The sequence below is a fragment of the Bacillus sp. J33 genome (assembly GCF_000518885.1).
Lineage (GTDB): Bacteria > Bacillota > Bacilli > Bacillales > Cytobacillaceae > Cytobacillus.
The window spans coordinates 1-20,937 of the sequence record NZ_JAEL01000103.1; the positions used below are offsets into that span (position 1 = coordinate 1).

The 20,937-nt window shown below is 40.0% G+C and carries 24 protein-coding genes; 17 read left to right on the top strand and 7 right to left on the bottom strand.

Annotation, left to right across the window (positions count from 1 at the left end; all coding sequences use genetic code 11):
* Positions 1-183 (top strand): transposase (locus tag L634_RS31630; RefSeq protein WP_034263129.1); only part of this gene is annotated, 183 nt, incomplete at its 5' end.
* Between the two features lie 132 nt (positions 184-315).
* On the opposite strand, the gene L634_RS33580 is transcribed toward L634_RS31630, so the two are convergent.
* A complete protein-coding gene (locus L634_RS33580) occupies positions 316-480 on the bottom strand; it encodes a hypothetical protein (RefSeq protein WP_157452448.1) in 165 nt (54 codons plus the stop codon).
* A 200-nt stretch (positions 481-680) separates the two neighbouring features.
* On the opposite strand from L634_RS33580, the gene sigK reads away from it, so the two are divergent.
* Positions 681-1,397 carry an RNA polymerase sporulation sigma factor SigK gene (sigK, locus tag L634_RS0123470; protein ID WP_026584549.1) on the top strand — a complete coding sequence of 239 codons (717 nt, stop codon included), beginning with the start codon at positions 681-683 and terminating at the stop codon, positions 1,395-1,397.
* A gap of 25 nt (positions 1,398-1,422) precedes the next feature.
* Here sigK and L634_RS0123475 read toward each other — a convergent pair whose 3' ends face one another.
* Entirely contained in the window at positions 1,423-2,397 is a 975-nt protein-coding gene (locus L634_RS0123475; RefSeq protein WP_026584550.1) for a F510_1955 family glycosylhydrolase, read from the bottom strand.
* Between the two features lie 471 nt (positions 2,398-2,868).
* On the opposite strand from L634_RS0123475, the gene L634_RS33995 reads away from it, so the two are divergent.
* Complete coding sequence (locus L634_RS33995) at positions 2,869-3,018, top strand: hypothetical protein (protein ID WP_198029819.1); 150 nt, start codon at positions 2,869-2,871, stop codon at positions 3,016-3,018.
* Between the two features lie 320 nt (positions 3,019-3,338).
* Positions 3,339-5,135 carry a M3 family oligoendopeptidase gene (locus L634_RS0123490; protein ID WP_026584551.1) on the top strand — a complete coding sequence of 599 codons (1,797 nt, stop codon included), beginning with the start codon at positions 3,339-3,341 and terminating at the stop codon, positions 5,133-5,135.
* 41 nt (positions 5,136-5,176) lie between these two features.
* Here the strand turns inward: L634_RS0123490 and pssA are convergent, their stop codons facing one another.
* Positions 5,177-5,716: a CDP-diacylglycerol--serine O-phosphatidyltransferase gene (pssA, locus tag L634_RS0123495; protein ID WP_026584552.1), complete on the bottom strand. Its 540-nt coding sequence runs from the start codon at positions 5,714-5,716 to the stop codon at positions 5,177-5,179.
* 178 nt (positions 5,717-5,894) lie between these two features.
* Here pssA and L634_RS0123500 point away from each other — a divergent pair, with 178 nt between their 5' ends.
* Positions 5,895-6,671, top strand: a complete 777-nt coding sequence (locus L634_RS0123500) for a phosphatidylserine decarboxylase (protein ID WP_026584553.1) — start codon at positions 5,895-5,897, stop codon at positions 6,669-6,671.
* 332 nt (positions 6,672-7,003) lie between these two features.
* On the opposite strand, the gene L634_RS0123505 is transcribed toward L634_RS0123500, so the two are convergent.
* Positions 7,004-7,144, bottom strand: coding sequence for a sporulation histidine kinase inhibitor Sda (locus L634_RS0123505; RefSeq protein ID WP_026584554.1), 141 nt, complete (start codon positions 7,142-7,144; stop codon positions 7,004-7,006).
* A 539-nt stretch (positions 7,145-7,683) separates the two neighbouring features.
* On the opposite strand from L634_RS0123505, the gene L634_RS0123510 reads away from it, so the two are divergent.
* The 8 genes from L634_RS0123510 (at position 7,684) to L634_RS0123545 (ending at position 12,836) form a co-directional block, all read left to right on the top strand.
* Positions 7,684-8,199: a YqeG family HAD IIIA-type phosphatase gene (locus L634_RS0123510; RefSeq protein ID WP_026584555.1), complete on the top strand. Its 516-nt coding sequence runs from the start codon at positions 7,684-7,686 to the stop codon at positions 8,197-8,199.
* Positions 8,200-8,202: 3 nt separating this feature from the next.
* Entirely contained in the window at positions 8,203-9,309 is a 1,107-nt protein-coding gene (gene yqeH / locus L634_RS0123515) for a ribosome biogenesis GTPase YqeH (RefSeq protein ID WP_026584556.1), read from the top strand.
* Between the two features lie 131 nt (positions 9,310-9,440).
* Positions 9,441-10,280, top strand: coding sequence for a shikimate dehydrogenase (gene aroE, locus L634_RS0123520; protein ID WP_026584557.1), 840 nt, complete (start codon positions 9,441-9,443; stop codon positions 10,278-10,280).
* Complete coding sequence (yhbY, locus tag L634_RS0123525; RefSeq protein ID WP_026584558.1) at positions 10,274-10,564, top strand: ribosome assembly RNA-binding protein YhbY; 291 nt, start codon at positions 10,274-10,276, stop codon at positions 10,562-10,564. The genes aroE and yhbY overlap by 7 nt, the downstream gene beginning before the upstream one ends.
* Positions 10,565-10,603: 39 nt before the next feature.
* On the top strand, positions 10,604-11,173 hold the full coding sequence (locus L634_RS0123530) for a nicotinate-nucleotide adenylyltransferase (RefSeq protein WP_026584559.1): 570 nt from the start codon (positions 10,604-10,606) through the stop codon (positions 11,171-11,173).
* Positions 11,163-11,729, top strand: a complete 567-nt coding sequence (gene yqeK / locus L634_RS0123535) for a bis(5'-nucleosyl)-tetraphosphatase (symmetrical) YqeK (RefSeq protein WP_026584560.1) — start codon at positions 11,163-11,165, stop codon at positions 11,727-11,729. Before L634_RS0123530 ends, yqeK begins: the two co-directional genes overlap by 11 nt.
* A gap of 4 nt (positions 11,730-11,733) precedes the next feature.
* On the top strand, positions 11,734-12,090 hold the full coding sequence (rsfS, locus tag L634_RS0123540; protein WP_026584561.1) for a ribosome silencing factor: 357 nt from the start codon (positions 11,734-11,736) through the stop codon (positions 12,088-12,090).
* Positions 12,087-12,836: a class I SAM-dependent DNA methyltransferase gene (locus L634_RS0123545; protein WP_026584562.1), complete on the top strand. Its 750-nt coding sequence runs from the start codon at positions 12,087-12,089 to the stop codon at positions 12,834-12,836. Before rsfS ends, L634_RS0123545 begins: the two co-directional genes overlap by 4 nt.
* A gap of 187 nt (positions 12,837-13,023) precedes the next feature.
* Here L634_RS0123545 and comER read toward each other — a convergent pair whose 3' ends face one another.
* On the bottom strand, positions 13,024-13,848 hold the full coding sequence (gene comER / locus L634_RS0123550; protein WP_026584563.1) for a late competence protein ComER: 825 nt from the start codon (positions 13,846-13,848) through the stop codon (positions 13,024-13,026).
* Positions 13,849-13,937: 89 nt separating this feature from the next.
* On the opposite strand from comER, the gene L634_RS0123555 reads away from it, so the two are divergent.
* The 3 genes from L634_RS0123555 to L634_RS0123565 all read left to right on the top strand — a co-directional run bounded on the left by L634_RS0123555 (position 13,938) and on the right by L634_RS0123565 (position 18,023).
* Positions 13,938-14,570 (top strand): helix-hairpin-helix domain-containing protein, encoded by a 633-nt coding sequence (locus L634_RS0123555; RefSeq protein WP_026584564.1) that lies wholly within the window; start codon positions 13,938-13,940, stop codon positions 14,568-14,570.
* Positions 14,571-14,685: 115 nt separating this feature from the next.
* A complete protein-coding gene (locus tag L634_RS0123560; protein WP_026584565.1) occupies positions 14,686-15,249 on the top strand; it encodes a ComE operon protein 2 in 564 nt (187 codons plus the stop codon).
* Positions 15,250-15,701: 452 nt separating this feature from the next.
* Positions 15,702-18,023: a DNA internalization-related competence protein ComEC/Rec2 gene (locus tag L634_RS0123565; RefSeq protein WP_026584566.1), complete on the top strand. Its 2,322-nt coding sequence runs from the start codon at positions 15,702-15,704 to the stop codon at positions 18,021-18,023.
* Positions 18,024-18,150: 127 nt separating this feature from the next.
* Here L634_RS0123565 and L634_RS32970 read toward each other — a convergent pair whose 3' ends face one another.
* A complete protein-coding gene (locus L634_RS32970) occupies positions 18,151-18,285 on the bottom strand; it encodes a YqzM family protein (RefSeq protein WP_019382872.1) in 135 nt (44 codons plus the stop codon).
* Positions 18,286-18,591: 306 nt separating this feature from the next.
* Here L634_RS32970 and holA point away from each other — a divergent pair, with 306 nt between their 5' ends.
* Positions 18,592-19,632, top strand: coding sequence for a DNA polymerase III subunit delta (gene holA / locus L634_RS0123575; RefSeq protein ID WP_026584567.1), 1,041 nt, complete (start codon positions 18,592-18,594; stop codon positions 19,630-19,632).
* A 54-nt stretch (positions 19,633-19,686) separates the two neighbouring features.
* On the opposite strand, the gene L634_RS0123580 is transcribed toward holA, so the two are convergent.
* Positions 19,687-20,852, bottom strand: a protein-coding gene (locus tag L634_RS0123580; RefSeq protein WP_442852720.1) for an IS3 family transposase whose coding sequence is annotated in 2 segments (ribosomal slippage) — positions 19,687-20,570 and positions 20,570-20,852 — 1,167 coding nt in all. Because the reading frame shifts where the segments join, the coding sequence is not laid out codon by codon here.
* Between the last annotated feature and the right edge of the window lie 85 nt (positions 20,853-20,937).

Below are 20,937 nucleotides of genomic sequence, written 5' to 3' on the forward strand. Positions count from 1 at the left end.
ATCTATGAAAAACGCAAAGAAACAATTGAACGAGTATTCGCAGATGCAAAAGAAAAGCATGGCATGCGTTGGACAACCCTCAGGGGACTTAAAAAAATGTCGATGCAGGCGATGCTTACTTTCGCTGCCATGAATTTGAAGAAAATGGCCAACTGGACTTGGCAAGGTCCAGAAATGGCCTAAATGATAACCTCGGAGAGGTCTGCAATTCTCTGTAATTACTTGAAGTCCTACAAAAAATGAAAAAAAGAGTTCGGAATGAGACTATTCCGAACTCTTTTTGTCTACAAACTGAAAGGACTGACTACTAAAGAGTCAGTCCTTTTTTGCAGGATATAGCCAGAGGAACAGAACAATTGCTGCTGTTGCCAGCAATAATAGTAAAGTCTTCAAAGAAAAGCCCTCAAAAATGAACTTAGCTAGACTATCCAGTAAAACAATGAAAAGCACAAGTGCCAGAATAATACGCTGAGGATTCAAAAACAGGACCTCTTTCTCTTATGATCTGGTTTTATCATAACGAAAAATCCTCAGAAATGTCCATTTCCAAAAAAGAGCAGGGGAAAGGAAATATTTTCTGAGTGAAAATATCTATATGGGACAGACAAAAACAACTCCCTGCTTACATAGGAATTAGTTATAGGCTTTTTGAAGAACGCATTAAAAGCGGGGGTGGAATGATGTCTGGAATTTTAACTGCACTCGGGTTTTTGGTTAAGGAAATAGTGTTTCTTGTATCCTACGTGAAAAATAATGCATTTCCCCAACCGCTGTCACCTGCAGATGAAAAAAAATACCTGCGACTGATGGCTGCTGGAGATGCGCATGCCCGTAATATGCTTATTGAACATAATCTCAGGCTGGTGGCCCATATTGTCAAAAAATTTGAAAATACTGGAGAGGATTCGGAAGATTTGATTTCTATAGGGACAATCGGGCTAATAAAAGCCATTGAGAGCTATTCAGAAGGGAAAGGAACTAAGCTTGCCACATATGCGGCCAGGTGTATTGAGAATGAAATTCTAATGCATTTGCGTGCATTAAAAAAGACCAAGAAGGATGTATCGCTTCATGATCCCATTGGACAGGACAAAGAGGGCAACGAAATTTCCCTTATTGATGTACTGAAGTCTGAATCCGAGGATGTTATTAATACAATCCAGCTGAATATGGAGCTTGAAAAAGTAAAGGAATATATTGATGTTTTAGATGAAAGAGAAAAGGAAGTCATTGTAGGAAGGTTTGGGCTCGATTTGCAAAAAGAAAAAACACAGAGAGAAATAGCAAAAGAACTTGGCATATCCAGGAGTTACGTATCCAGGATTGAGAAGAGGGCATTAATGAAGATGTTCCATGAGTTTTATCGGGCAGAAAAAGAAAAGCGAAAAAATAATTAAAGGGACAGCCTGGCTGTTCCTTTAATTATTTTATTCTTCCATTTTTTAATAAAAGCTCCCAGTTCTCAGCGCTGTCATGAGTCTGATACAAATCTTTCAAATAGGTTGAAAATGAAAGTCTGCCGGCATTTTGATAATCTGCTGCAATGTATGTAATCGGGTTGTCATAGCTAAGAAAAGGGAGTTCAACCGGAGAAGATTCCATGGTTTCAAGGTCAATTTTGTCCAGCAATACCTTTTCCTGCTTTGCATAAGCATAATATAAGCTGTCTTTTGTAAAAGCCAGGGCAGTGGCCATAATTGGTTCAGAAACTAATTCTACTGTTTCACCTTTATCGCGTGAAAAAAAGATTCCGCTCCTTGTGGACATAGCCATAATATTGGGGTTATCAGGATGTGCAGCTATCATGCCCAGCGTGTCTGCTTCAAGTCCTTTTAAGCTGACGGGTTCCCATGTTTGTCCTTTATTTTCCGAACGGTATACACCAGGGGCAAGTTCAGCTGTTTGTTCCTGGCTGATGATATAGACGATACCGCTATTGTAGCCTGCTGATAGAAAGGGGAAGCTGCTCTTGCCGTAAAACGCAAGCTTTTCCAAAGAAGCGCCTTTATCTGTGCTTTTTACAATGCCCAGCGGATCTTTAAGTTCTGAGTTTTTATCTGGGTGGCCGCTTGCTATAAAGCCGTCTTTTTGTGCCTGAAACCCCATGTAGTCATGGTTGTGTGCAGATGTTTCAAACCAGGTTCCGTCTTTAAAAAATTTCAGTCCATTGCTGGAAGAAAGATAAAGCCCTGTATCATTGCCAGGATAGCCTATTCCCTGGATATGCTCAATTTGCTGTGCTGATGCTTTTATCACTTCATAGGGAGTTTCCTCTTCAGCTTTTTTTTGAGGTTCCTCCGATTGGCTTTGACTTTTTTGCTCTTCTGAAGAACAGCCAGCTGCCAGCAATAAAAGCGAATATATAAACAGCAGAATTCCTTTCCTCCACTGTCTCATTCTTTTTCACTCCTGTTTAACTTAGTCCTTTTATTTCTTTCCGTTGCCATTATAAAGCATTTTAAGGGAAAATAAAAAACCCCTGCCTGCGGAAGGGTCCTTAGCTATAAAAGTTAGAATTGGTGGTTTAATGGCCGATAAGTGATATTGTATGTCTTTTCTCTTTCTTGATATCCGAAATATGTTTAGTCGTTTTTCCTGTTCCTTTGCAGACAGGGCAAGTTTTTTTTAGGAATTTATAAGCCGGAATGCTGCCTGCTCCCAGGCATTTTATGCAGATGGAGATAACCTTCATTTAACACTCCTCCCTTAATTTTCCTTCTGATGCTATTATATGACGCGTTTAAATGGCGGTGCTCAAGAATGTATCATTTCCTTTCGTAAATTAAGGATTTTTGATGTAAACGCCTAAACCATGCTCTTGCCGGATACATAACTTAATAATAGAAGGCGAAGGGAGGTATAAGCATCATGCCTTATGGTTATTACGGCTATCCGGTTCCGCCTTATCCTGGCAGGTATTACGGCGGCGGAGGGTTCTGGCTTGCGCTGGCGGTAGTACTGCTGATTCTGCTGCTTGTATTTGGGGGATTTGCCTATTATGGGGGCTATTTCAAATAGCCAGGGCTTAAAACATAGCTCATACCCGCCTCGGGTATGAGCCTTTTTGCATCAGAGCACTTGATATTTAGTTTTTTAATGGGGTTGGGCTGGAGCCGATTGTTGATTGAGCGAAAGGCGAGGGATCTTAAAAAAATATTTGTGTTTCGGTGTCTATTCGAAGGGTACCCGCCTGCAGAAAACGAAATACCTATTAAAGGAAATCAGTGAGCTAAGTTAACAAGTATAAAAATAAACTATCCAGTCATTTTTGATAGAAATTTCCGAAAAATTAATTTATAATACTTCTATAAACGAAATATTTTCTTAGGGGGAAAATCATGACTGCTATAGCCTATTCAACAGTTTGGGATTTGGATATCTTTTTTAAAGGCGGAAGTGCTTCAAAGGAATTTGAATATCATTTGCAAGAAACAAGAGAACATATCGACTTATTTTATAATCAGGTACATAAATGGCAGCCTTCTAATTCAGCAGCAGATGGAAAAGATATTAACGCCATTATCGATTTATTCCAGCAAACGGCTAAAAAAGTTCGACAGGCAGGAGCCTTTGTCAGCTGTCTGCAGGCACAAAATACGGAAGATAAGAAGGCCAAAGCACTTAGAGGATCAACCACTGAGCTAAGTGCATCTTTTCAAACGGCATTAACCATTTTTGATCAAAAGCTCGCAAGCTATGAAGATGATGTATGGGCAGAACTGCTAAAAGATGAAAGCTTGAATGAATTGGCTTTCGTACTTACAGAACGCCGTGAAAGAGCAGCTGAAAAACTGTCCCAGGAAGAAGAAGCAGCGATCAATGCACTGGCAATTGATGGTTATCACGGCTGGGGGCAAATGTACGATGTCATTGTAGGGAATATAACAATTCCAATACGCGAAAATGGTGAGGACAAGGACCTTTCAGTGGGCCAGGCGGCGAATAAGTTTTCCAGTCCTGACAGAACTGTCCGCAAAGAAGTCTTTGATAAATGGGAGGAAGCCTGGAACGGAAAGGCAGACTATTTATCTAAAGCGCTGAACAGTTTAGCAGGCTTTAGATTAAATGTTTATAAGTTGAGGGGATGGGAGGATTTCCTGAAGGAGCCTCTTGAGCTGAACAGGATGAAAAAAGAAACATTGGATACTATGTGGGATGTCATTGCTAAAAATAAACAGCCTCTTGTTAACTACCTTAATAGAAAAGCGGAACTGCTTGGCATTGAGAAGTTAAGCTGGTATGACTTGGATGCACCGCTTAGCAAGACAGAAACGAAAGTGTCTTATCAGGAAGGTGCAAATTTTATCCTGGAACAGTTTTCCCGGTTTGGGGAAGAAATGACGTCTTTTTCGAAAAAGGCTTTTGAAGACAAATGGATTGAGGCTGAAGATCGTCCTGGAAAAGCCCCAGGCGGTTTCCATACTTATTTCCCTGAAAGCAGCCAGTCAAGAATCTTTATGACCTACTCGGGAACTCCTTCGAACATCTCTACTTTAGCTCATGAACTCGGTCATGGATTCCATACTTATGCAATGAGGGACCTTCATTTATTAAATCGCAGCTATGCCATGAATGTTGCGGAAACTGCATCAACTTTCGCTGAAATGATTGTTGCAGATGCATCTGTGAAAAGTGCTGAGACTGAAGAAGAAAAACTGGCGCTTCTCGAAGAAAAGGTTCAAAGATCAGTAGCGCTCTTAATGAATATCCATGCGAGATTTATATTCGAAACACGATTCTATGAGGAAAGAAAACAGGGGAATGTAAGTGCAGAAAGGCTAAATGAATTAATGGCTGAAGCTCAAAAAGAAGCATATGGAAATGGGCTGGATGAATATCATCCATCATTTTGGGCCTCGAAGCTGCACTTTTATATCACAGGTGTACCGTTCTATAATTTTCCTTATACCTTTGGCTACTTATTTTCACTGGGCATTTATGCTCAGGCGCTAAAAGAAGGAAAAGGATACGAGGAAAAATATATTGCGCTATTAAAAGATACGGCTTCCATGACGGTTGAAGAATTAGCGATGAAGCATCTGAACGCCGACTTAACAAAGCCGGAATTCTGGGAAAGCGCCGTGCAATTATGCATTGATGATGTAGAAGAATTCTTGGAATTAACGAAAAAATAAGAATGCAATAAGCCGCACTCATATGAGCGCGGCTTATTTTTTTACATCTTTTTTAACTTAAAAGGGCTTATCATGAATAGAGAAAGGAGCAGCATGATAAATAGGAAAGATGGCTCGGGCCAATAAGGCACAGCAAGGAAGCTTAATGTAGCAAGACAGCCTGCAGCTGTAATGGGGAGACCGGTAAAGTAGCCGTTATTTGCCGAAATATTAAATCGTGCAAGACGAAAGGCTCCACACCCGATATAAAGAACGGTGAAGAAGGATCCTGGTGCCCCGAAGCCAGACAAAATTCCCTGGTACAATAAAAGGGCAGGAGCAACTCCAAATGAGATGATATCACTCATAGAATCAAGCTGTTTTCCCAATTCCGATTCAATATTTAATTTCCGGGCTGCCATTCCATCAAATCGATCAGCGAGAGCTGCAACAAAGATTAGGAGCACACTTAAATTCAAGTTTCCATTAATGGCAAATAAAATTGCGAAACATCCTAAAGATAAATTCGCCAGCGTCAAAAAATTCGCAGTTTGTGCTTTAAGCTTTTTGAAGGTTAAATCGAGAACATTGGATAAGAACATATTAGACACTCCTTGTAATTCGGGGGATAGCATTTGGTTTTATTTTCATTCTAAAAAGGATGGGAAAGCTTGGGGAGTTTGTGGCAAACTTAGTTTAATATGTTATATAATAATATTTTATTCTATGCTTTTTATGCCTGTTCGTAAAGAATATATTTTGTTTTGGGGGGGCTGCCGATTGATAAAGTCTTTTTATCGCTTGATGATTGAACTTACAAATGGAAGATGGACATCCGCGCTACTGAAAAGATTTGCGCAATCAAAATGGAGCAGGTTGGCCATTCCTTCATTTTCAAAGATATTTAATATAAACGAAAGTGAGATGGAAAGGGAAATTAAGGATTATGGCTCCCTTCATGAGTTCTTTATCAGAAGGTTAAAAGAAGGGGTGCGAGTTCCGGATGAAAGCCCAGATTCGGTAGTAAGCCCTGTGGATGCTGTTATAGAAGATATAGGGAGCATTCAGTCCACACGCATCATTACGGTTAAAGGCAAAGACTATTCCATCTCAGAAATGCTTGGTGAGGAAAAAGCAGAGAAATACACCGGGGGCACGTATATGATTTTTTATTTAAGTCCGAGCCATTATCATCGGATCCATAGTCCTGTAACCGGAAAGGTGGAGGACCAATGGGTACTCGGTTCAAAATCTTATCCGGTGAATAAATGGGGATTAAGGTTTGGCAGGGACACTCTTTCGAAAAATTACCGAAACATTACCGAAGTGGTTCATGGAACTGCTATGATCGCGATTGTAAAAGTAGGTGCCATGTTTGTCAATTCCATTGAACTTATACATGAGGGAGATCATCTGGAAAAGGGCAAGGAAATGGCTTATTTTTCATTTGGTTCGACCGTTATCCTTCTTTTTGAGAAAGGAAAGTTTGAACTGGATTCTTCTTTAAAGGCTCCAGCCCACATAAAAGTGGGGGAGCGCATTGGGAATCTAATATAAAGGCTCTTTTCTCATAAATTTGCTGTTTTTACTTATAAATTCTGGCCGTTGATTTCAGCACGGAGCACTCAAGTTTTCCCGCGGGGAGGAATGAGAGCCTCATTGGCTTCGCCTGCGGGGTCTACCGCTTCACTCTCTTCTGAAGCAGGACATTATAAAAGCAACTTTGAATTTACAGCTCTTCGTAAGGAAATGCGGAGCATTTTCGGGGAGTCAAGTGCCCTCCGCTAAAATCAACTCAGTTGTTTTAACTTAATTAGCAGCCCGAAAACCAACAAACTTTACGAAAACAGCCAAAATAAAAAAACAAGCCTGTTCAGGGCTTGTCATTTTTAAGAAGAGACCTTTATTCTGTTTGATAAAGAGCGCCGGTGGATTTCTGTTTCAATTAAACGGATGAAGTCTTTGCTAAGCTGCAGTTCTCTTGCTTTATGATAGGATTCTATTAGTAATTCATCTGACAGTTTGCGCATGCTTGCCCCACCTCCAGGAAAAGAAATTTACTGTTCTAAATGATTATTTTTATACATATAATGTAAGATTTTATATTGTACCCCTACTCTAGCAAAATTAAACGATTAGAACAACTGTTCTGTTATCCACAGAGGATAGTGGATAACCTGTGATTATTTTGTTTATAAAAAGGGGGAAAGTATAAGAATCACATTGGATAATGTGTATAAAGTTATCCACAACTATCAAAGGGAGTTGGATTTTGTCGAAAAATTTTTATAATTAGTCCATATATCCTATATTTCTTTATAGAAATTCCCTTTGTTTGAGTGCCTTTCCCCTTTTTGTGGAATCGTATAAAATATAACAGCATAATCCAGGACAGCTGCCTATTGATGTTTGCTTTGAAAGAGCGGATAAAATTGGTTATGATGTAATCGGTATTGATCATTTTAAATTGATTTATATTCATGCTCAGTTATACTTGCCTGGTGATTTTGCTCAGGCTTTCGCATTCAGCGAAAAGGACAATATGAATTATGATAGAGGTGTAAATATAGTGTTAAAGCATTTTTTGCCTGACCAGCATGTGAAAAGCATCTTTGAGATCACTCCTCAGAGTTTAAAGGAAAAAGGCGTAAAAGGAATCATAACAGACCTGGACAATACTTTAGTGGAATGGGACAGGCCTAATGCAACACCAAAGCTTATTAGCTGGTTCGAGGAAATGAAGCAAAGCAATATAAAGGTTACGATTGTTTCAAATAATAGCGAAAGCCGCGTCAAGGCTTTTTCACATCCGCTAAATATTCCATTTATTTATCAGGCAAGAAAGCCTATGGGACGGGCATTTCGCAGAGCCCTATCAGAAATGGGGCTTAAAAAAGAAGAAACGGTTGTCATTGGTGATCAATTGCTGACTGACGTACTTGGCGGAAACCGAAGCGGATTTCATACTATTTTGGTAGTGCCCGTTGCTCAAACAGATGGGTTTGTTACAAAGTTTAACCGTTTAGTCGAAAGAAGAATCTTAAATTGGTTCAGAAAAAAGGGAATGATTCGGTGGGAGGATTAAAAAGTGAGTGAAGAGCAATATGTTTGTATAGGCTGCGGGGTTAAAATTCAAACTGAAGCCCCTGAAGAAATAGGTTACGCCCCACAATCAGCGCTGCAAAAGGAAGCGATTATCTGCCAGCGCTGCTTTAGGCTTAAACATTATAATGAAGTGCAGGATGTGAGTCTAACGGATGACGATTTTCTGAAAATCCTGAATGAAATCGGACAAAGCGATGCGCTTATCGTGAAGATTGTTGATATCTTTGATTTCAATGGAAGCTGGCTTCCGGGGCTTCACCGTTTTGTTGGAAGCAATAAAATTCTTCTCGTAGGAAATAAAGCTGATTTGCTTCCGAAATCAGTGAAAACAAATAAACTGATTAATTGGATGAAGCAGGAATCCAAACAGCTCGGCTTAAAGCCTGAAGAGGTATTTTTGGTAAGTGCTGCAAAAGGCCATCTTATTAATGAAGTTGCAGCAGCTATTGACCATTACCGAGAGGGAAAGAATGTATATGTAGTTGGCTGTACAAATGTCGGGAAGTCTACCTTTATTAACCGTATTCTGAAAGAAGTAACTGGGGAAGGAGATGTTATTACTACTTCTCATTTCCCTGGGACCACGCTTGATATTATTGAGATTCCTCTATCTGATGGGAAAGCCTTGGTCGATACACCGGGAATTATTAACCATCACCAGATGGCTCACTATGTGGATAAAAGGGATTTAAAAATTATTACGCCCAAGAAGGAAATCAAGCCTAAAGTCTACCAGCTGAATGAGGAACAAACCTTATTCTTTGGAGGGCTCGCAAGGTTTGATTATATTTCAGGGGGGCGGCGTTCATTTGTTTGCCATTTTTCTAATGAAATAAATATCCATCGAACAAAAACGGAAAAAGCAAATGAATTATATCAAAACCATGCTGGAGAAATGCTCACGCCTCCAAGAAAAGAGCAGATGGATACGTTCCCTGAGCTTGTGAGGCATGAATTTATTATAAAAGAGCCAAAAACAGATATTGTCTTTTCAGGCTTGGGATGGATTACGGTAAATGAAGCTGGGGCAAAAGTGGCAGCTTATGTACCGAAAGGCGTTCATGCATTAGTAAGGAAATCTTTAATATAATTGATCGGCTCTAAATCGGAAATAGCCGATTGAGTGATCTTGGCAAGGCGAATTAAGGAAGAGGCGCTATCAGTTTATGTATTAAGCCATTGGGCATGTGCCCAGACGCTATTAATTAAGGGGAGAGGAAAATGAAAAAGCTCTTTGGTGTAATAGGCGATCCAATAAAACATTCCATGTCGCCTTCCATGCATAATGATCTATTTCAGATCTATGGCATAGATGCCCATTATCAAGCGTTTCATGTAAAAAAAGAACACCTTTCCGATGCCATATTAGGATTCAGGGCACTGGGGATAGCAGGCTTCAATGTTACCGTCCCTCATAAAGAGGCCATCATACCTCTTTTGGATGAACTGGATCCGTTGGCTAAGGCAATTGGTGCAGTTAATACAGTGGTATATGACAATGGAAAACTAAAAGGCTTTAATACAGACGGAAGCGGGTTCGTCAAAGGGCTGTTGGATAGAGTCTCTTCTTTAAAAGACAAAAAGGTTTTAATAGTTGGTGCAGGGGGAGCTGCAAGAGCCATTTATTTTACAATGGCAGAAGCAGGACCGCAATTATTGGATATCTGTAACCGTACCGTTTCTAAAGCGGAGCTTATTGTGAAGGAGTGCCCTTTTCAGGTCCCTGCCAGTGCGCTGGATATAAATAAAGCTGAAAGTAAGTTAGAAACATACGATTTGATCATCCAGACTACACCAATGGGGATGGCTCCAGCTATCGAAGAGAGCCCGCTTTCTGTACATAATCTTAAGCCCGGCTCCTTTGTTAGCGATATTGTCTACAATCCGCTTGAGACACGGCTTTTGCGGGAAGCTGGCAATAAAGGAGCTGAAATCCAAAATGGCGTTGATATGTTTGTGCATCAGGGAGCTTTGGCTTTCGAAAAATGGACTGGCATTGAACCGGACATTAAAAGAATGAAAGATAAAGTCTTAAAACAACTGGGAGGATTATCATGCTAACAGGAAAACAAAAGCGTTTTTTACGTTCTAAAGCCCATCACTTAAATCCCATTTTTCAAGTGGGCAAGGGCGGGGTCAATGAGAATATGATTAAACAAGTCGGAGAAGCATTGGAAGCTCGTGAGTTATTAAAAGTAACTGTGCTTCAAAACTGTGAGGAAGACAGGGATACGGTTGCAGAGCAGCTGGAAAAAGGAACAAAATCCGAACTTGTCCAGATCATCGGGAACATTATTGTGTTATATAAGGAATCTAAAGAAAACAAACAAATTGACCTGCCCTAATTAGACTTTCATATCTGGAATGAGGAAAGGAGGGCACTCATGGAGAAAGTAGGCATACTTGGGGGGACCTTTAATCCGCCGCATCTGGGCCATCTTATTATTGCAAATGAGGTTATGTGTTCACAGGGATTGGATGAAGTTTGGTTTATGCCGAACCAGGAACCTCCTCACAAGGAGAAGTCCAATGCTGTCAGCAACAGCGATCGTATAGAAATGCTGAAGCTTGCAGTAGAAGGTCACCCGAAATTCAAATTGGAACTGATTGAGCTCGAAAGGCCTGGACCTTCTTTTACCTATGATACGATGAAGCTTTTAAAGGAAAACTATCCGCAAAAGCAGTTTTATTTTATAATTGGGGCCGACATGGTCGAGTTTTTGCCTAAGTGGCACAATATTGATAAACTTCTTGAAATGATTGCCTTCATCGGTGTAAAAAGACCATCTTACAATCTCCAGACCTCCTATCCGATTCTTTATTCCGAGGTTCCGGAAATGGGGATATCCTCCAGCATGATCAGGAAAAGGCTGAAGGAAGGAAGAACAGTCCGCTACCTAGTACCTGATTCAATAAGGGAGTATATAAAGGAGAATCGTTTATATGAATCGTGAACAGGCCCTGGCAATTGTTAAGGAGCAACTAACTGAACACCGCTATGTTCATACGATAGGTGTAATGGAAACGGCTTTAAAGCTTGCTGAAATGTATGGTGCAGATACAAAGAAAGCAGAAATGGCAGCAATCTTTCATGATTATGCAAAATTTCGCCCTAAAGAAGAAATGAAGGAGATCATACTCAGGGAAGGCATGCCAAGTGAGCTTCTGGATTACAATAGTGAACTTTGGCATGCTCCGGTTGGTGCCTATTTAGCTGAAAAAGAAGCAGGGATAACTGATAGCGAGGTTCTCAATGCAATCAGATATCATACTTCCGGCAGGACAGGGATGACTTTGCTGGAAAAAGTCATCTATCTTGCTGATTACATTGAGCCAGGAAGGCATTTCCCTGGTGTGGATGAGGTTCGCGAGTTAGCTGTTTCCAGCCTGGATAAAGCTTTAATAAAATCAGTACAAAATACGATTATATTTTTGATGAAAAAGGATCAGCCAGTTTTTCCGGCTACCTTCCATACCTATAATGACCTTGTAATGAAAATGGAGGATTGATTGAATGAGTGAAAACACACTACTGATGACTGCAGTTAAGGCGGCGGATGATAAAAGGGCAGAGGACATAACAGTCCTTAACATGAAAGGGATCTCTTTAATTTCTGACTACTTTATTATCTGCCATGGAAATTCTGATAAACAGGTACAAGCCATTGCCAGGGAAATGAAAGAAAAATCCGAAGAGCATGGATATACCATTAAAAGGATGGAAGGCTTTGATGAGGCAAAGTGGGTTCTTGTTGATATGGGGGATGTTGTTGCCCATATTTTCCACCGCGACGAAAGAAGCTATTATAACCTTGAAAGACTTTGGGGCGATGCACCTGTCGAAAACGTCCAAAGCATGCTTAATCAATGAGCTACGGCAAGTTTGCATACCTTTACGACCAGTTAATGGAAGATGTGCCATACGACAGCTGGGTCGCATTGATCAATAGAAAGCACAACAAGTATAAAGTTCCAGGAAAAGAGCTTCTGGACGTGGCGTGCGGGACTGGGCAGCTTTCAGTTAGACTGGGAAAGCAAGGATATCATGTTACAGGTGTGGATTTATCGGAGGATATGCTTGCAGTGGCCCAGGAGAAAGCTGAACACCATGACCTGAAAATTCCCTTTTACCAGCAAAATATGGCGGATTTAGAGGGGTTTGGCCAATATGACATAATAGGAATTTTTTGCGATTCATTAAATTACCTTGAAACGGATTCAGAGGTGCAGGAGACTTTTAAGCGTGTCCATGCTCACCTAAAAGACGATGGGCTTTTTATTTTCGATGTCCACTCCATTTATAAAATGATGCAAATCTTTATGAATCAGACATTTGCTGAGAATAATGAGGAAATTTCTTATATTTGGCATAGCTATCAAGGGGAATATCCCAACTCTGTTGAGCATGACCTGTCTTTTTTTGTTTTGGATGAAACGACCGGAAAATATGATCGTTATGATGAGCTCCATTATCAGCGTACCTTTCCTGTAGAAATGTATGAAGGCTGGCTCAAGGAATGCGGTTTTGAGCTCCTGGAGGTTACAGCTGATTTTGAAGATGCTGCTCCAGGAAGCCAGTCGGAGCGAATATTTTTTATATCGAAGAAAATGAAATGAAAATTTCGGTAAATGATGGCCGGGTTATACCTTCTTGCTTTGGCACCTGTTAAATGGAAGGGAAATCAGCAGAAGAGTTTTCAGAGCTGAAATTAAAACTTCAAACCTAAAATTAAGCCAGATTGCGATAAGCAACCTGGCTAATTTTTTTTGATAAGAAGGATTTCTCATATCTTATAAAGAATTATTATTGGAGTGTATACTGTTTTTTTACCTCAACAAGATCTTCGTCAAATTTTGAGTGAGTTGCCTGGAATAAATGCTCAAATACTTGACCTAGTTCACTTTCAAGCACCTTAATCCCTTCCCCGGTAATACCGCCTTTAACACATACCTTTTCTTGCAATGTAGGCAAAGTGTAAAACCCTTTCTTCAGTAAATCCCCCAAACCTATTAGCATCTCGGCTGCCAGTTTAGTGGCTGTTTCCTGGTCAATTTCTGTTTCTGATACAGCGGCATTGATGAAGCGCTGTGTTAAATAGCTGAAAAAGGCAGGACCACAGCTCACAATATCTGAAGAAACTCTTGTAATGTTTTCCTCAATAGACACAGGTGTTGAAATGCTCTCAAAAAGCTTTTGGAGTCGGTTTTTCCACTGTTCATGGCACCTTTCTCCAAATGATAATAACGAAACTCCCGATAAGGCCCGATTGGTTATGCTGGGAATCGCTCTTGCAGCAGAGCAAGGCAGGACGGATTCCAGCTGATTTACACTTATGGGGCTGGTAATGGATACTACGCATTTATCTTTTGACAGGAACGGTAAAATATCCTGAATCACATTATAAACATCATGTGGCTTTACACATACAAAAATAAGTGAAGAGTGCCTCGCAGTCTCCCTGGCATCTTCGGCAACCACAACACCATTGTATGTTTCCTTTATCTCCATCGCTTTCGCAATTGTCCTATTGGTAATTGTAATGGAGGAAGGGGAAACGGCCTCTCCATCGAGGAATGCCTCTGTCAGGATTCTCCCCATATTACCTGTACCAATGATTCCGATTTTCATTGTTCCATCCCTCCTTCAAAAGCAGGCTCTCTCGTATAACGATATGTAGTGAAAAAAACATTTATGCCAAAAGAAAGGATAGGACGTTAATGGCCGAATGGATAAAAAACAATAAAGTGTACTTTTTTGGAGGTGTGCTGGCATTATGTGCTCTTCTTTATTATTTTTTTATGCCTCCTGAAAAAACAAATGGTTTACCCGGAATAGACCAAGCAGAGTTAGCAGAAAGAAAGGGCTATGGAAAAACCGCTGATGAGGATTTGACTAATGCCAGTGTACAGCCTCAACTCCTATTAGTTGATGTGAAGGGGGCTGTTAAGAAGCCGGGAGTTTACGAAGCAAAAGAGGGCGACAGGGTTATTGATATCCTGGAAAAAGCAGGAGGCCTAACGGATAACGCTGACACCTATCAAATAAACTTTGCTTTAAGAGTATCAGATGAAATGGTTATGTATATTCCTGAAAAAGGTGAAGCGGCTGCTGACACTGGTGGATCGGAATCAGCAATTAATGTAAAGCAAAATGACGGGAAGATTGATCTTAACAAAGCAACTGAATCAGAATTGCAGACATTGCCTGGAATTGGTCCGTCCAAGGCTGCAGCTATACTGGAGCACAGGGAATCTAATGGGCCATTTAAGGCTATTGAGGATTTAAAATTAATTGCAGGGATCGGTGATAAAACCTTTGAAAAACTAAAGGAATTTATAAAGGTAAATTAGAAATTTTACCTTCCATTGACCTTGTACCATTTCGGGCTTACACTATTGGGAGTAAAAGATATTTGCAATATATTATTACAGACGCTGAATAGATGGAAGGGGAGAAACATAGAAAATGGATCGTATATCCTGGAATCAGTATTTTATGGCTCAAAGCCATCTGCTGGCCCTGAGAAGCACATGTACGAGGCTGGCAGTCGGTGCAACAATTGTAAGGGATAAAAGAATTATTGCAGGCGGATATAATGGTTCGATTGCTGGGGGAGAACATTGTATTGATGAAGGCTGCTATGTAATTGATAATCATTGTGTACGCACCATTCATGCGGAAATGAATGCAATACTGCAATGTGCAAAATTTGGCGTGCCTACTAGTGACGCGGAGATTTATGTCACGCATTTTCCTTGTCTCCAATGCTGTAAAGCCATTATCCAGGCAGGTATTAAAACAGTTTACTACGCTCAGGACTACAAGAATCACCCCTATGGCATTGAACTCTTTCATAAGGCAGGGGTTAAAATAGTTCAGGTTGAAGCTGAAAAGGTTTCATTTGATGAAAACAGGCAAGAAAAACGTGAACTAATCGAAAATTTGTTAAATGAGCTTGAGAGAAACGGCATTAACCAAGAATTATTAAGGGATTATCAGGAAAAGAAGGACAAGCTTTTTAATTTATAGGCTGCGTTAAATGCTGATTGGAATTTTATTCTACAGAACAGATTTAACTGCCCTAATTCTTATCATGAATGCAGGAATAAAAACTTATGGCTCTTTTCTAAAAGATTGCTGTTTTTAAATAGGTATTGTGAATAAAAAGTAAATAAAGTTGGTTGATTGGAACGTAAGGAGCGAGATTCCTCGAAAATGCATCCGCATTTTCTTACGACGCGGTGTGCATTCGGGGAAGCTTATTCAAAGTCCTGCGGGAGGAGCGGGACAGGAGAGACCCCACAGGTACTTCGCACCGAGGAGGCTCACCGCCAGCCCCGCGGAAAGCGAGCATCCTGGAGTGGAAATCAACCTCTCCTCACTACTTGTTAAAAAGCAACAAAGTTTGCGAAAACAGCCAAACTTATAAAAAATGGGCTTTTTATTCCTGTGTTTTATCTGACTGCAAAGGAGCCATATTTATGAAAGGCAGATGGATATATGCAGCTGCTGCCGCCCTCTTGGGAATATTAACCGCTTTTTTCAAATTGCCTGTTTTTATATTCATTATATGCATTTATTTACTCCTTCTGGATAAAAGAAAGATATTGACTAGAAAGCAATCTGGTTTTCTAGCATTGATTTTCCTGCTTTTTCTCATAAAAGGCGAAATGGCAGAGCGTTATAATACAACTAGTCTGGCTGGGGGAGAAAGCCTTTTTGAAGTTGTTATTAAAGAAAAAGCACGAATAAATGGAGATCAGCTTACTTTATTTGTTGACATAGCTAATTCGAATGAAACGGTTATGGCGAAATATAAAATAAAAACAAAGAAAGAAAAACAGAATCTGACTGCCTATCTGCAAATTGGCCTGTCGTGCCAGGTAAACGGCAAGCTGGAGCCTCCCCCATCAGCTACTAATCCCAATGCGTTTGATTATAAGAAGTATCTCTATCATAATAAAATCTTCTGGATCCTCCAAATTGAGCATCTATCCCTCTCTGACTGCTTCAATCAAGATAACAGCTTCTTTTTACCCCTCCTAAAAATAAGAGAAATGGGAACAAATTATCTTTTAGAACATTTTCCTGAAAACATGGCACCTATAGCCGTTGCACTTATATTTGGTGATCGAAACTTCATTGATCATGATATTCTTGATGCCTATCAAAAATTGGGTATTATCCATTTACTTGCTATTTCAGGCCTGCATGTAGGTTTACTGGCAGGGATGTTTTTTCTTTCCGGAATCCGGGTTGGGGTAACACGCGAGAAAATGATAAATGGTTTGATCCTGATTTTGCCCGGGTATGCCATTATTACTGGTGCAGCTCCATCTGTCCTCCGGGCAGTCTTTATGCTGCTATTGGTATTGCTTTCGAAAAAGCTTAAAACCTCTATTCTATTAATAGACGTCTTCTCTATTGTTTTCTTTTGCTTTATTTTCATTTCGCCATATGTCGTGTTTAATGCAGGCTTTCAGCTTTCATTTTCTGTAGCCTTTTCACTTATCCTTTCGGCCCCCCTAATCTTAAAGCGATTTTCCAATCCTATAGCTATCACCCTTTCTGTGTCATTTGTTTGTCAGATAGCAGCGATTCCTATTTTGCTCTGGCACTTTTTTGAAGTGTCAATTATTTCTGTTTTTGCTAATCTTATTTTTGTCCCGATATATTCATTTATTGTACTCCCGGCAGTCATGTTTCTTTACCTGCTTCATTTATTAAGTGGCGGAAAGTCAGCTTTTTTGCTGTTTCCTTTTGATCATTTTATTAGTCTCCTTGACCGTATAGCTGAAACCACTTCAGGGATTCCTTATACTTCGGCTGTTTTGGGGCGGCCTCCGGTGGTTGTCCTGGTTATGTATATTGTGATTATTCCTGCTTTCTTTACCATATGGGAGAAGAAAAGAGGCAAAAAACCAATCCTTTTGGGATGCTTTGCTCCTTTATTGGTGGTAGTGGTACATCTCTTTTCCAATGCTCTAACTCCGAACGGAGAAGTCACTTTTCTTGATGTCGGCCAGGGGGACTGCATTCTTATTAGGCTTCCTTATGGCAGAGGAAATTATTTAATTGATACAGGCGGTACAATCAGTTTTCAGGCGGAAGACTGGAAGGTAAGGAGCAATCCGTATGAAGCAGGAAAGGATACAGTCATCCCTTTTTTAAAAAGTAAAGGCATCAGCAAAATTGATATGCTTATTTTGACACATGGAGATATGGATCACATTGGCGGTGCTGAAGCAGTCATCGGCGAATTAAGAGTTAAGACTGTTTTGATGCCCCGAGCCTCTGAGATTTCAGAGCTTGAACAAGAAGTTATTCAAAAAGCGATGAGAAAAAACAGTAAAGTGCGATTCGTTAAGGAAGGAGACAATTGGACCGAGGGAGAATCCTTTTTTAAAATACTTTCGCCTCAAGAAGGGACAAAAACAGAAAGAAATGATGGTTCAATTGTGCTCTATACTGAATTAGGAGGGTTAAAGTGGCTATTTACCGGAGATCTGGAAAGCGATGGAGAGGAAAGGCTGATGCACAGTTATCCCAACCTGAAGGCGGATGTTCTAAAAGCTGGTCATCATGGAAGCAAAACCTCATCGACAGATCCATTCCTTTCTATGATTGAGCCGCGGGTTGCCATCATATCGGCAGGAAGAAACAATCGCTACGGTCATCCGCATCAGGAGGTAATATCAAGGTTTCATCAAAAAAATATACAAATACTAAGGACGGATGTTCATGGCGCGATTACCTATATTTTCAAAGGGGATTCAGGAACCTTTTTTGTTCGGATTCCATAGTATATCTTAGAAAGCATTTTAGCAGGGAAGAACTCTAACAAAAAAAGACTGCATATATGCAGCCTTAATGCTTTGGCCCATCTAAAGACGGGCCTGAACCATCCATTTTTCTCACATTATGTAGCCATTAAGCTCCTAAAAATTTAATGACTGTTGCAATTACAAATAACGTAGCGAAGAAACCGAATGATACGATAAACCCTACACCAGAGTCGATAGCGTCATTTCGTTTGCTTTGGACGTTTTTTTCAAATTCGTTCACAGTCTACCCCTCCTATTTCCTATATAGTATAAGACATTCATATAAAAAAATCTAGCGTTCCCCGGCTCTTTTCCTCCGTTAGCAAGAGTTGTCACAAATAAGGCAAAACACCAAGGGAAAAATAATAAAACAAAGGGTGCACCGCCACTTCCTGAGTATCCCGGGTCTTTAGGAAGCGGCGTTCTATATAGATTAGAAATTGGCGTTCGAAATGGGCGCCAATTTCTTATGTATTGCTTGTCAAAATGCCAGAGCTTCTTTAGGATAGAAAGAGAATAAAATGCAAGCTGAACGGAGAGAAAAACATTGGTTTTTGATATATGGAAACAAATAAAAGCAAAGCGGTTTGCTCCCATATATTTATTGTATGGAACAGAACCCTATCTTATAAACGAAACAAAACAGCTGCTGATTAATAATGTATTAAGCCAGGAGGAAGCTGATTTTAATTTATCCTCCTATGACCTTGAGGAAACCACAATTGACACTGCCTTGGAGGATGCTGAAACATTCCCTTTTATGGGAGAAAGAAGGCTGATTTTTTTACATAATCCGGTATTTTTAACTTCAGAAAAATCTAAAGCCAAAATGGAGCATAACCTTGCCAAGCTTGAAGCGTATATTAAGGAACCTGCACCATACTCGGTTGTTGTTTTTGCATCTTCCGCTGAAAAGCTGGATGACCGGAAAAAAATAACGAAACAATTAAAGAAAACAGGAGCTGTCCTTGAAGCGAAGAAGCTGAATGAAGGCGAACTTAAAACGTGGATCAGGGAAAGGGCTGCAGTGAACGGGGTACAGATTGATGAAAATGCAGTTGAACTGGTATTAACCCTCGCAGGAACCAACTTATTTATATTAACCAGTGAAATTGATAAGCTGGCTTTATATGCAAATGATACGAAGCGAATTGACGAACAGATGGTTGAAAAGATGGTTTCGCGTTCACTGGAACAAAATATTTTTTCTCTAGTGGATAAAATTGTCCATCGCAGAATAGAAGAGGCGTTAAGGATTTATTATGATTTATTAAAGCAAAATGAGGAACCGATTAAAATCCTGTCTGTTATAACCGGCCAATTCAGGTTGATTTACCAGGTAAAAGAGCTTGCGAGAAGAGGATATGGGCAGCAGCAAATAGCGGGCTATTTAAAGGTACATCCTTTTCGGGTCAAGCTGGCAGCAGGGCAGGCTCAGCTTTTTGGCGATGAAGAACTAACTGCCATCATGAGTTTGCTCGCCGATGCAGATTACCAAATGAAAACCGGAGGCATGAATAAAACCATGTTGATTGAAATGTTTTTGTTCCGCCTGCAAAGCCAGGCTTTGCAAAAAACTACACAATAAAAAACGGTCCAAAGATGAACTGACCTATCGATTTGAGACACCAGAAAAAAACACCTATGCTACCTGTTCCCTATATTCAATAGGAGACAGGTAGTTTAATTTTGCCTGAAGTCGTATTTGATTGTAATAATGGATGAAATTTTTTACTTTTTCCACTACAATAAGATTTGTAAGATACTCTCGTGGCTGAGAGTAGAATTCTTCTGACTTTAAGGTAGAGTGGAAGGATTCAATGACGGCGTTATCCAAGCAATTGCCTTTCCGAGACATGCTTGTGATAATGCCTTTTTCTTTTGCTAGCGTTTGAAATGCTTTAGACGTGTACTGTGCACCTTGATCACTATGCAGCATTACATTTTCAGCGTTCCGATTCTGAACAGCGTCTTTTAGAGTATCCAATACAAGTGTAACGTCCTGGCTCAAACTTATTCGATAAGCAATTATCTCATTATTATAAAGGTCCATAATGCTTGAAAGGTACATCATGGATTGTCCGAATGGAAGATATGTTATATCTGTAACCCATTTTTCATTTGGTTTAGATGCTTTAAAATTACGCTCCAAACGGTTAGGGACAACAATATGGCTTTCTCCTGAGAATTTCACCTTCTTTTTTGGTTTTACTCGACATTGGAGATTATATTTTTGCATAACCTTTTGAACAGTATTTCGATTGACTTCCACTTTATAATCTCTTTTAAGCCATGCCTTTACGGTCCGATGTCCTATTCGAAACTTATGTTTTACACAAATCTCTAAGATTTGCCGTTCTAATTCATTAGGTTTGCGAGGTCCTCTTTTTTTCCATCGATAATAGGTGGATCGTGGAACCCCTATAGCCTCACAAATAAGAGAAATGGAGTATTTTTCTTTTAAGACTTCTACAAGATCTAAGACAACCTCTGGTACCAACTCCTTTCGATCTCCTGGTACTTTTTTAATATCTCTAATTGAATCTGTAAATGCTGGTTTTCTCTTTTCAGCTGCTCAACCTCAGTCAGCCCCTCAGGTCCTTTTCCATAGCTATATTGCTTACCAGAAGGCTGTGCAAAACGATACATCTCTCCTTTTCGATACCACATCAACCAAATCCTTATCTGAGAGTCATTAATAATCCCCAATTCCTCCATAATTTCACGATTGGAATATTGGCCCGACATTTTCATCTCAATAGCTTTCATTTTTGTCTCATAAGAGTAAAAATTCTTTTTTCTCTCCATAAGAAAAACACCTCCTGCAAGTCATAATTATAATTACGACTTAAGGGGTGTTTTTTCCTTTGTCTCATTTAGCTAGGTCTCTTCA